We start from the raw sequence: 10,820 nt of genomic DNA, 5'->3' as shown, positions 1-10,820 counted from the left end.
GTTCACCCTGATCCAGACCCGCCAGCGACGCATCCACCATATCGTCGGTGGTCATTACCGAACCTTCCGGCAGATCGTCCACCGTGACGCCTGAATGGCTCCAGATTTCCGTCGCCGTGGCGGCGGGCAGCACGGCCTGAATGCGCACGCTGCTCTCGGCAAATTCTTCCTGTAACCCACGGGTAAAGCTCAGTACCCACGCCTTGGTGGCGCTGTAGAGCGCGCTTCCCGCCCGGACGTGCAGGGCCAGCACGGAGGCGATATTGATCAGCGTGCCGCGATTATTCTGCGCCAGACGGGGCAGGATGGCGTAGGTCAAACGCATCAGCGCCGTGGTGTTCAGGGTGTTAATGGCCTGATGCTGCGCTACCTCGCCCGCGAGGAACGGTGCCATCTGCGCGGTGCCCGCGTTGTTGATGAGCGTATCAATGGCGGTATTGCTGCGCAGCTCCTCTTCCACGGCGCTGATCCCGGCTTCATCGGTAAGATCGGCCACCAGAATATCGACGGCCACGCCATAGCGTGCGCGCAGGTCGGCGGCGAGGGTTTTCAGGCGATCCTCGCGGCGAGCGACCAGCACCAGGTTGGCACCGCGCGCGGCAAGACGATCGGCATAAACGGCGCCAATCCCGGAGGAGGCACCCGTGATCAGGGCTGTGGTGATTTGCGTAGTCATCGTGTGTTACCTCAAAGCAAAGTGGGTTATTTGGTTTCAAGATGAAACTGAATTAACTCTCTGCTATTTGGTTTTATAATGCAACCATATTGGCGATCATTTTGTGCTTTTGCCGTCGGGAACGGTCAGGAGGGGAGTTTAGCCATGATCTCTTCAGGCGTCAGTTCGCGCCCATCGTCGGCGATAAGCGCCAGTTTGCGCAGGGGTTTGCGCTGTTCGGAATCGACCAGCACGGTGCCGCATTCGTTTTCAGCAAACAAAAATTCATTCCCCCACTGGGACAGGGCAACCAGCACGGTTTGCAGGGCGCGTCCCTTGTCGGTCAGGACATACTCCTGCCAGGCGCTGCCGTCGGAGGCGGGCTGAAGCCGGAGAATGCCTTCGTCTACCAGCAGCTTGAGCCGCGTGGTCAGCATGTTTTTCGCAATACCGAGGCTTTTCTGAAACTCGCCGAAGCGTTTAATCCCGCGGAGCGCGTCGCGGACGATCAGCAGCGACCACCAGTCGCCGATGATATCCAGCGAACGGGCGACGGGGCAGGTGCTCTCTTCGAGGCGGGTACGTTTCACGATCAATTCTCCGGTAGGGTATGGTTTTATTATAAAACTAATTGGCACACACCGTAAGCACGTTAATCATCAGTTTGAGAAATGCTTCCCGGAAAATTGTGACGAACCTGTCACACTGAACGCGACATTTTAAAACGAGTGAGGAATTAGGGATGAGAAAAGCACTACTCGCGCTGGCAGTCGCCGGTTCCATTTCAGCAACGTTTGGCGTGCAGGCGCAAGAGACGCCGGAAGGGTATCAGCTGGAGCAAGTTTTAATCATGAGTCGCCATAACCTGCGTGCGCCGCTCGCCAATAACGGCAGCGTGCTGGAGCAGTCCACGCCGAAACAGTGGCCGGAATGGGAAGTACCGGGCGGCCAGCTCACCACCAAAGGCGGCGTGCTGGAAGTGTATATGGGCCATTACATGCGCGAGTGGCTGGCGCAGCAGGGGATGGTGAAGACGGGAGAATGTCCAGCGGCGGATAGCGTTTACGCTTATGCCAACAGCCTGCAGCGTACCGTCGCCACCGCACAGTTCTTTATCACCGGCGCGTTCCCGGGCTGCGACGTTCCCGTGCACCATCAGGAAAAAATGGGCACCATGGATCCGACCTTCAATCCGGTGATTACCGACAACTCACCGGAATTCCGCGAAAAAGCGCTGAAGGCGATGGAGGCCGAGCGGCAGAAAATGCAGCTCGCAGACAGCTACAAACTGCTGGAGCAGATGACAAACTACGCCGATTCGCCGTCGTGCAAGGAGAAAAAAGTCTGCTCGCTGGCGGATGCGAAAGATACCTTCAGCGCCGACTATGAAAAAGAGCCTGGCGTATCCGGGCCGCTGAAGGTGGGTAACTCGCTGGTGGATGCGTTCACGCTGCAATATTACGAAGGCTTCCCGGCCGACCAGGTGGCCTGGGGTGAAATCAAGACCGACCAGCAGTGGCGCGTGCTGTCGAAGCTGAAGAACGGCTATCAGGATTCGCTGTTTACCTCCACCGAGGTGGCGCAAAACGTGGCGAAGCCGCTGGTGAAATATATCGATAAAACCCTGGTTACCGACCAGGCGAAAGCACCTAAGATCACCCTGCTGGTGGGGCATGACTCGAACATTGCTTCCCTGCTCACCGCCCTGGATTTCAAACCGTATCAGCTGCACGACCAGCAGGAGCGCACCCCGATTGGCGGCAAAATTGTCTTCCAGCGCTGGCACGACAAAAATGCCAACCAGGAGCTGATGAAAATTGAGTATGTCTACCAGAGCTCAGAGCAGCTGCGTAACGCCAGCGTGCTGTCGCTGCAGTCTCCGGCGCAGCGCGTGACGCTGGAGCTGAAGGGCTGCCCGGTGGATGCGAACGGCTTCTGTCCTGTCGATAAATTCAATGCGGTGATGAATAACGCGGCGAAATAAAAGAGAACCCCCCGCGTGATGGCGGGGGGAAACGCTTAGACGTTTTTACGTTCGATGGTTTGCTCGCCCCAGAAGAGCGAGTCTTTGTCCGTTTTTTCGAAGGCGCGCACCAGCACCTCATCGTTACCTTCCTCCCAAATTTGCTCGGCCAGCTTTTCATCGTACTTCGCGACTTCAAAGATAGCTTCGGCAATCTCCGGAGAGGTGTTGCGTAAACTTGCCCATTCGCCCACGTGGTGAGCTTTGGATTCTTGAGTTGGCATGCTTGTCCTCCTGTTGGGTGTTAGCCGTTCAGTTTTTTGGCCAGACCCGCGACATATTCACCCTGATAGCGGGCAATAGACAGTTCTTCATTGCTTGGCTGACGTGAGCCATCCCCACCGGCAATGGTGGTTGCGCCGTACGGCGTACCGCCGCGCACCTGGGAAACGTCAAACAGCTCCTGTGCGCCGTAGCCAATCGGCACAATCACCATCCCGTGATGAGCAAGGGTAGTCCAGGTTGAGGTAATCGTCTGCTCCTGGCCGCCGCCGGTCCCGGTAGAGCTGAATACACTCGCGAGTTTGCCGTAAAGCGCCCCGGATGCCCAAAGTCCGCCGGTTTGATCGAGGAAGGTGCGCATCTGGCCCGACATATTGCCGAAGCGGGTCGGGGTGCCGAAGATAATGGCATCATAATCCGCCAGCTCCTGCGGGGTGGCGACCGGGGCGTTTTGTGTTTTACCCCCGGCTTTCAGGAAGGCTTCCGCCTGCATGGTTTCCGGTACGCGTTTGACCACAACCTCAACGCCATCAACCCTGTTTGCACCTTCTGCTACCGCGTGAGCCATGGTTTCAATGTGTCCATACATGGAATAATAGAGCACCAGAACTTTTGCCATTTTGCATCACTCCTCGTTGGTTTTTCTGACAGCGGATCGCTGCGTTCTTTTAAAGATATGTCATCACAGCCAGACTGCAAAAATGAACGCCATTTATTTGATTTATAACAACATGCGTAGAAAAATGACTTTGTAGCAAAATGATACAACTTTCCCGGTGCGGATTTTTAAAATGATAAGAAAGGTTTATGCATCCCCGTCGCGTCATCTCACCCGAAAGGCTGAGTTCATGTTGCAGAATATTACCTGCGGCTTGCCGGATAGCGGCATTCCACTAAGCTTAGTTTCACGCGGCACAGATAAAGGCACTGTCCTTGTGTTGCGAGGTGAAAGAATCCTCTTTTACTGAATGCAATATGATGTCTAATGTTTCACATTCTGGAGGTTAGAGATGGCAAACCATCGTGGTGGTTCAGGTAATTTCGCAGAAGACCGTGAAAGAGCATCAGAAGCAGGCCGTAAAGGTGGCCAGCATAGCGGGGGTAACTTCAAGAATGACCCGCAACGCGCATCTGAAGCTGGCAAGAAAGGGGGTAAAAACAGCCACGGCAGCAGCAGTAAGTAACACGCCGGGTTGAACCCCTGCCGCCGGGATCTCCCGGCGGTTTTTTTATTTCTGCAACATTGAACTGTAACCAAAGGCAACGCACACTACAGAATTGTTCTAACTTGCTGGTGCCGCATGTCTGTCTCACGCTTTAAATTCTCCGTAAAACCGCAGGAAGCCATCCTCATTCTCATCACCATGTTCTGGGGCGGGACGTTTCTGGCCGTTCAGTACGCGGTGACCCTCAGCGATCCGTTCTTCTTCGTTGGTCTGCGCTTTGCGACGGCGGCGCTTGCCGTAGGGCTGATTTCGCTTAACACGCTGCGGGGTCTGACGCTCAAAGAGCTGAAGGCCGGCGTGGCCATTGGTGTCGCGATAGCGATGGGCTACAGCCTGCAGACGTGGGGATTGCAGACCATCTCCAGCAGCAAATCCGCGTTTATCACCGCGATGTACGTGCCGCTGGTGCCGCTATTGCAGTGGCTGTGCCTGGGGCGGCTGCCCGGTCTGATGTCCTGTATTGGCATCGTGCTGGCGTTTATCGGTCTTATTTTGCTGGCCGGGCCGGAAAACAACCTCCTGGCGCTGGGGCCGGGCGAGATCATCACCCTCGTCGGGGCGGTTGCGATTGCGGCGGAAATTATTCTGATTAGCGCCTGGGCGGGCAAGGTGGACGTCAAGCGGGTTACGGTAGTACAGCTCGCTACCGCGTCGCTGGTGGCGTTTGCGACGATGGTTCCGGCAGGGGAGTCCGTACCGCCGATGTCCACCGGCCTGGTCGTGGTGGCGCTGGGGCTGGGTATTTTCAGCGCCATTATTCAGGTCACCATGAATTGGGCGCAGCGCAGCGTATCGCCGACCCGCGCGACGGTGATTTATACCGGTGAACCGGTCTGGGCGGGCATTTTCGGGCGACTGGCCGGGGAACGTCTGCCGCTGCTGGCCCTGGTGGGCGCGGCGTTTATTGTCGCCGGGGTGCTGGTGAGCGAGTTGAAGCTCAGAAAACGTCGGAGCCAGGTGAGCGATATGACAGCTGAAGAAGGTTTAGATTGAAAAAATAGACGGGTTTATCTACGATGTGTACGGATAATTACCGTACACGATGAAGTAAATCATGCCAGTACTTAAAAAACAGCGTATCGATCTTCGCTTAACGGACGAAGACAAAACAATGATTGAAGAAGCGGCGGCGATGACGAACCAAACGATCACCCAGTTTATGGTGAACAGTGCGTCAGAGCGCGCTGCGGAGGTCATCGAACAGCATCGGCGTCTCGTCTTAAACGAAGCATCATGGAATGCGGTGATGGATGCCATCGACAATCCGCCAGAGCCAAATGAACGCCTGAAGCGAGCGGCAAAACGTCTTCGAAACATGGAGTGAAGCGTCGTGGACAATCTCACGGTCGAAATGTTTTCAGAGGGAAAAGATTATGATTTCAGGGATTTCGATTGTGGTGAACCCTCGCTAAATGTCTTCCTCACAGAACATCTGGTGCGTCAGCACAATGGGCGTATTTTACGAGGCTATCTGCTTAAAGAGCGCGATCGTCCGCGAGTCCTGGGCTATTACACGTTGTCTGGGAGCTGTTTTGAAAAAGCGATGCTGCCTTCTAAGACTCAGCAGCGTCGGATCCCTTATAGCAACGTACCGAGCGTAACGCTGGGACGTCTGGCGATACATAAAGACCTGCAGGGACAGGAGTGGGGAACGACGCTCGTCACGCATGCCATGCGGGTTGTCTATCTGGCATCGCAGGCGGTGGGCGTACACGGAATATTTGTTGATGCACTCAATGACCGGGCAAAACGATTTTATCTGAAGCAGGGTTTTATTCCGCTGACGGGTGAAAACAGCCATTCTCTTTTCTTTCCTACAAAATCTATCGAACGACTGTTTGAGCAGGCGTGATTTCCTGACATTAGGGTGTTCTTACGGAACGTAAAGGTCGGGTAAGGCATAGCCTTCACCCGACATTGAGATTTCACGAATCCTGACGCACCACCTCGCCCTGCGGCGCAGCAGCCATCCGGCGGCTCAGCAGGACGTTAAGCAAGATCGCGCCGAAGGTCGCCGTGCCAATCCCGCCGATCGTAAAGCCGCCCAGCGTCAGGGCAAAATCGCCCGCGCCCAGCACCAGCGTGACCGCCACCATAATCAGGTTGCCGTTCTGGCTGAGATCGACCCGATGCTGCACCCAGATGCGCGCGCCGGCCACGGCGATCAGCCCAAACACCACGATTGAGGCCCCGCCGATCACCGGTGACGGAATGGTGTGGATCAGCGCGCCGAACTTCGGTGAGAAGCCGAGCAGCATCGCCATCACCGCCGCCGCCACGAAGACCAGCGTCGAGTAGACTTTGGTCACCGCCATTACGCCGATGTTTTCGGCATAGGTGGTGACGCCGCTGCCGCCCACGGAACCAGAGAGCATGGTTGCCAGCCCGTCGCCGACGAACGCGCGGCCCATGTACGGATCCATGCTGCGCCCGGTCATTCCCGCGACCGCCTTCAGGTGACCTAAATTCTCTGCCACCAGGATCACCGCCACCGGTGCGATAAGCATCATCGCCTGAGCGTTAAAGGTGGGCGAGGTCACTTTCGGCAGGCCGAACCAGGCGGCCTGATGCAGCAGGGTAAAATCAACCGGCTTGCCGAGACCAAAAACGTTCGCCAGCAGGGCATACACCAGACAGGCAACAATCAGCCCGACCAGAATCAGCAGCCGCTGGATCATGCCTCGAGTGAACACCGCCACCAGGCCGATGCACAGCACGGTGATCACCGCCATCCAGCTTTCAAACGGCGAGGCGGAGACGCTTCTGACCGCAATCGGGGCGAGGTTCAGGCCAATCGCCATCACCACGGCGCCCGTTACGACCGGGGGCATCATGCGCTCGATCCAGCGCGTACCGATCTTCATCACTACCAGACCAATCAGGGTATACACCAGACCGCAGGCGATGATGCCGCCGAGGGCCACGCTCAGGTTGGGGTTGATCCCCTGGCCGTTAAACCCGGTGGTGGCAATAACCACGCCGACAAAGGCGGCGCTGGATCCCAGATAGCTGGGCACGCGCCCGCCGGTGACGAAAAAGAACAGCAGCGTGCCGATACCGGACATCAGAATCGAGAGATTGGGATCGAGCCCCATCAGCATCGGCATCAGCACCGTGGCGCCAAACATCGCAACCGCGTGCTGGACGCCCATCACCATCGTCTGCCCGAGCGGGAGGCGTTCATCCGGCGCGACCACGCCTGCTTCTGTGGAGGTCGATTTCAACTGCCAGTGGGGAAATCCGAACATGGTCTGTCTCCTTAGAGCGGGTTAACAGGCGGGGCGCATAAGCGCGTGGTAGCCGCGGTCAAACCACACCAGCCCTTGCGGCGCGGGGTGGCGAATAATCGAAACAATGTCGCAAAACAGAATGTCATGGGTACCGACGCTCACCACCTGGCTGATGCGGCAGTCAAACGAGGCCAGCGCATCCTCCAGACGCGGGCAGCCGGTGTCGCCCGTCTGCCAGCGGGCGGCGGCGAAGCGTTCTTCCATCGGCGTTTTGCCGCCAAACAGGTTTGAGAGCGGCTCCTGCCCGGCGCTCAGGGTATTCACGCACAGCGTGCGGTTTTCGCGGAACGTCGGCCAGACGGACGCGCCGCGGTTCAGGCACACCAGCAGGGTGGGCGGGGAATCCGTGACGCTGCACACCGCGCTGGCGGTGAAGCCTGCCATCCCCGCGGGACCGTCGGTGGTGATGATATTCACCGCCGCGCCGACGCAGGCCATGGCGTCGCGAAAGGTTTGTTTATCCGGTGTCGTCATCATCGCTCCTTACGCCAGCCCGCAGGCATCGTCGAAGGTCAGGCGCGGCAGGCGGCCGTAAAGTTTGCCCGGGTCGCCGTAGCCAATGTTGATCAGCAGATTGCTTTTAAGCGTCGTGCCGGTGAAAAAGGCCTCGTCGACCCTTTGTCTGTCAAAGCCCGACATCGGGCCGGTGTCCAGCCCCAGCGCGCGACAGGCGAAAATCAGGTAGGCGGCCTGCAGCGAGCTGTTGCGAAAAGCCGTCTCTTCCGCCAGCGCGGGGCTTGCGGTAAACCAGCTTCTGGCATCGCCGTGCGGGAACAGTTCAGGCAGGCGCTCGTAGAATTCACTGTCCCAGGCGACAATCGCCGTGACCGGAGCGGTGAGCGTTTTCTCCAGGTTGCCGCTGGAGAGCGCCGGGCGCAGCTTCTCTTTTCCCTCCGTGCTTCTCACAAACACAATGCGCGCCGGAGAGCAGTTGGCGGAGGTTGGCCCCCATTTCATCAGGTCGTAGATTTCGCGCAGCGTCTCGTCGCTGACGGCAATATCCTGCCAGCCGTTATGGGTGCGGGCGCCGGTAAACAGCGTTTCCAGCGCGGTGGGATTAATGGCTTCGCTCATTACAGCTCCTTCATAAAGCGTGTTCATGACTGTGCAGCAGGCTGGCCAGCCCGTTCAGCAGCAGGGTGTTAAAGGTGTCCGGCTCGGTGACGTTGCAGGCATGTCCTCCCTGGCGCATCACCGCGCTGTGGCTGTGCGGGATCGCTGCCTGCAGCTCAGACGAGCAGACAGAGGGCACCAGCATGTCGTCGGCGGAACAGATGATCTGTACCGGGCAGCGGATGCGTGCGGCGTGGCGGCTGAAGTCGACCTTTTTCAGGGCGCTGAGCCGGTGCAGCAGGTTGGTTTCTCCCTGAAAGTGGACCAGCGCCAGGGCTTCTTCGGCCTCCAGGCGGGGGGCGCGGGCGGCCATCCAGTCTGCCGGGTAGAGAAACAGCGGCTGCGCCTCAACCCACGCCTGCGGGCCACCGTAATGCAGCAGGCGCTCGCGGACCTGAAAGCAGCGACGGGTGTGGGCGTTGAGGGTCAGCCAGCCGTTGACGCACACCAGCGCGGTGAGGGCGTCGGGCCTGTCGAGGGCCAGCTGCAGGCCGACCAGCGCCCCCAGCGCGTGGCCGACGATGCTGTAGCGCGCGATCCCGGCCTCAGCCAGCGCCTGGGCCAGTTCGTCCGCCATCTGTGCCAGGCTGTAGCCTTCCGGCAGGGCGTCGGGGTTATTGCCCGTTCCGCGCTGGTCACAGCACACCACCTGATACTCCGGTTCCAGCGCGGCCAGCTGGGGCAGCCAGTAGCTGCCGCTGCCGCCGAGACCGGCTATAAGGACCACCACGGGCGCCCCCTCATACGGGGGCGGTGAGACGGAGAGTTTCATGGCTGCCTCACTTCGCGATGTGCGCAACGGTGGCGATTTCAACCAGCGCGTCCGGCTTCACCAGCCCGCACTGAATGCAGAACCGGGCCGGCTTATCGCCGGGGAAGAACTCCGCGTAGATTTCATTAATCGCGGCGTAGTTTTTCCAGTCGGTGATAAAGATGCTGTTGAAGGTCACATCCTCCATCGTGCCACCCGCCGTTTCGATCACGGTTTTGATCGTCTCCAGCACGTGGCGGGTTTGCGCCTTTGGGTCGTTGATAAACACCACGTTGTTGTCTTTATCAAACGGCAGCGTGCCGGAGACATACACCACGCCGTCGGCAAGGGTGCCGGGGACAAACGGGGCGATGGGCGTGCTGGTGCCCGGCGGGATAATTACGGATTTCGGCATCGTGTGTCTCCTCAGGCGATACGGGCGATCGGGGGATTCAGGGCGTCGCAGAAATCCGCAACGTTACTGACCCAGCCAAAAAAGGTTTCGATATTGAACAGGGCCGCCTTCTGGGCGAAATCCGGCCCGGCCTGATGAGTCGCGTCTTCAAGCACCACGCCGAAATACTCGAGGAAAAAGCCGTCGCGCAGGGTCGACTCCACGCAGACGTTGGTGGCAATGCCGGTGAAGACCAGGTGGCGAATGCCCCGGCTGCGCAGCAGGCTGTCGAGCGGCGTGTTGAAAAAGCCGCTGTAGCGCGGTTTCGGCAGGACGATATCACCCGCCTGCGGGACCAGCTCATCCACCAGCTGATAATCCCAGCCGCCCTTAGCCAGCAGTTTGCCCTGCAGCTCGGGCCGCTTGCGCATGGTTTTCAGGGCGTTCGACTTGTGGAAGTTGGGCGAGCCGGGGCCGCCTGCCTCAACGTACTGGTCGTCCCAGCCGTTCTGGAACCAGATAATGAGCATCCCCGCGGCGCGCGCGGCGGCGACGGCGGTTTTAATGTTCTCAATCACCGGTCGGGTGGCGGAGACGTCGAACCCCGCCAGATCCAGATAGCCGCCCTGGCTGGCGTAGGCGTTTTGCATGTCCACCACGATCAGCGCGCTCTGCTGCGGCGCAAAGGTGATGGCTTCCGGACGTGCGTTAAGGGTTGTCATTACGCTACCTCCTTCGTGACGGCAGGAATGTGGGCGCGGCACTGCATCAGCGGCTGGATGCGCTCGCCGAAGGTTTCCACGCCGGTGAGGAAGTCATCGAAGGTCAGCAGGACGCCTTCCGCCCCGGGAACGGCCGCCACTTCATCGAGCATTCTCGCAACACTGGCGTACGAGCCGACCAGGGTGCCCATGTTGATATTGACGGCGGAGGTCGGGTCGGCCATCTGACGAACGTTGGTATCCGCCCCGGAGCGGGTATCCTTCTGGCTCTGCTCGGTGAGCCAGCTCAGGGCTTCCTCGTCGGCGCCGTCCTTATAGCGCTCCCATTTTGCGCGCGCCGCGTCGTCGGTTTCGTCGGCAATCACCATAAACAGCACGTAGGAGCCCACGTCGCGCCCGGTTTTGTCGGCGGCTTCTTTCATGC

15 protein-coding genes and 1 pseudogene are annotated in these 10,820 nt (G+C 58.8%); 5 read left to right on the top strand and 11 right to left on the bottom strand.

Annotated features, from left to right (window positions below; all coding sequences use genetic code 11):
- Both DOU50_RS02945 and DOU50_RS02940 read right to left on the bottom strand, forming a co-directional pair.
- Positions 1-676, bottom strand: a 676-nt coding sequence (locus DOU50_RS02945; RefSeq protein ID WP_148768763.1) for an SDR family NAD(P)-dependent oxidoreductase, incomplete at its 3' end; no start/stop codon positions are given.
- 125 nt (positions 677-801) lie between these two features.
- A complete protein-coding gene (locus DOU50_RS02940) occupies positions 802-1,245 on the bottom strand; it encodes a winged helix-turn-helix transcriptional regulator (RefSeq protein WP_148768762.1) in 444 nt (147 codons plus the stop codon).
- A gap of 152 nt (positions 1,246-1,397) precedes the next feature.
- On the opposite strand from DOU50_RS02940, the gene agp reads away from it, so the two are divergent.
- Positions 1,398-2,639: a bifunctional glucose-1-phosphatase/inositol phosphatase gene (agp, locus tag DOU50_RS02935; RefSeq protein WP_048989858.1), complete on the top strand. Its 1,242-nt coding sequence runs from the start codon at positions 1,398-1,400 to the stop codon at positions 2,637-2,639.
- 35 nt (positions 2,640-2,674) lie between these two features.
- On the opposite strand, the gene DOU50_RS02930 is transcribed toward agp, so the two are convergent.
- The gene (locus tag DOU50_RS02930) at positions 2,675-2,902 is read right to left on the bottom strand and encodes a YccJ family protein (protein WP_008499832.1); all 228 of its coding nucleotides are present in this window, start codon (positions 2,900-2,902) and stop codon (positions 2,675-2,677) included.
- A 20-nt stretch (positions 2,903-2,922) separates the two neighbouring features.
- Positions 2,923-3,519 carry an NAD(P)H:quinone oxidoreductase gene (wrbA, locus tag DOU50_RS02925; protein ID WP_024909629.1) on the bottom strand — a complete coding sequence of 199 codons (597 nt, stop codon included), beginning with the start codon at positions 3,517-3,519 and terminating at the stop codon, positions 2,923-2,925.
- Positions 3,520-3,910: 391 nt separating this feature from the next.
- On the opposite strand from wrbA, the gene DOU50_RS02920 reads away from it, so the two are divergent.
- The 4 genes from DOU50_RS02920 to DOU50_RS02905 all read left to right on the top strand — a co-directional run bounded on the left by DOU50_RS02920 (position 3,911) and on the right by DOU50_RS02905 (position 5,978).
- Entirely contained in the window at positions 3,911-4,084 is a 174-nt protein-coding gene (locus tag DOU50_RS02920) for a general stress protein (protein WP_024909630.1), read from the top strand.
- Positions 4,085-4,201: 117 nt separating this feature from the next.
- Positions 4,202-5,119: a DMT family transporter gene (locus tag DOU50_RS02915; protein WP_148768761.1), complete on the top strand. Its 918-nt coding sequence runs from the start codon at positions 4,202-4,204 to the stop codon at positions 5,117-5,119.
- A 61-nt stretch (positions 5,120-5,180) separates the two neighbouring features.
- Entirely contained in the window at positions 5,181-5,450 is a 270-nt protein-coding gene (locus tag DOU50_RS02910) for a DUF1778 domain-containing protein (protein ID WP_148768760.1), read from the top strand.
- A 6-nt stretch (positions 5,451-5,456) separates the two neighbouring features.
- Positions 5,457-5,978 carry a GNAT family N-acetyltransferase gene (locus tag DOU50_RS02905; RefSeq protein ID WP_024909632.1) on the top strand — a complete coding sequence of 174 codons (522 nt, stop codon included), beginning with the start codon at positions 5,457-5,459 and terminating at the stop codon, positions 5,976-5,978.
- Between the two features lie 73 nt (positions 5,979-6,051).
- Here the strand turns inward: DOU50_RS02905 and rutG are convergent, their stop codons facing one another.
- The 7 genes and pseudogenes from rutG to DOU50_RS02870 form a co-directional block, all read right to left on the bottom strand.
- Entirely contained in the window at positions 6,052-7,374 is a 1,323-nt protein-coding gene (gene rutG / locus DOU50_RS02900) for a pyrimidine utilization transport protein G (RefSeq protein ID WP_148768759.1), read from the bottom strand.
- 21 nt (positions 7,375-7,395) lie between these two features.
- Positions 7,396-7,890, bottom strand: coding sequence for an NADH-dependent FMN reductase RutF (rutF, locus tag DOU50_RS02895; RefSeq protein ID WP_148768764.1), 495 nt, complete (start codon positions 7,888-7,890; stop codon positions 7,396-7,398).
- A 9-nt stretch (positions 7,891-7,899) separates the two neighbouring features.
- Positions 7,900-8,490, bottom strand: coding sequence for a malonic semialdehyde reductase (locus DOU50_RS02890; protein WP_148768758.1), 591 nt, complete (start codon positions 8,488-8,490; stop codon positions 7,900-7,902).
- A 10-nt stretch (positions 8,491-8,500) separates the two neighbouring features.
- Positions 8,501-9,301 carry a pyrimidine utilization protein D gene (gene rutD / locus DOU50_RS02885; RefSeq protein ID WP_148768757.1) on the bottom strand — a complete coding sequence of 267 codons (801 nt, stop codon included), beginning with the start codon at positions 9,299-9,301 and terminating at the stop codon, positions 8,501-8,503.
- A 7-nt stretch (positions 9,302-9,308) separates the two neighbouring features.
- Entirely contained in the window at positions 9,309-9,695 is a 387-nt protein-coding gene (gene rutC / locus DOU50_RS02880; protein WP_008499822.1) for a pyrimidine utilization protein C, read from the bottom strand.
- A gap of 11 nt (positions 9,696-9,706) precedes the next feature.
- On the bottom strand, positions 9,707-10,396 hold the full coding sequence (rutB, locus tag DOU50_RS02875; RefSeq protein ID WP_148768756.1) for a pyrimidine utilization protein B: 690 nt from the start codon (positions 10,394-10,396) through the stop codon (positions 9,707-9,709).
- Positions 10,396-10,820, bottom strand: a pseudogene (locus DOU50_RS02870) (LLM class flavin-dependent oxidoreductase); the annotation flags it as partial. The pseudogene DOU50_RS02870 and the gene rutB, both read right to left, overlap by 1 nt.

The organism is Enterobacter sp. C6 (assembly GCF_008122455.1).
GTDB lineage: Bacteria > Pseudomonadota > Gammaproteobacteria > Enterobacterales > Enterobacteriaceae > Enterobacter > Enterobacter pseudoroggenkampii.
Note: the sequence above shows the minus strand (reverse complement) of the source record. Positions and strands in the feature narration are given on the sequence as shown.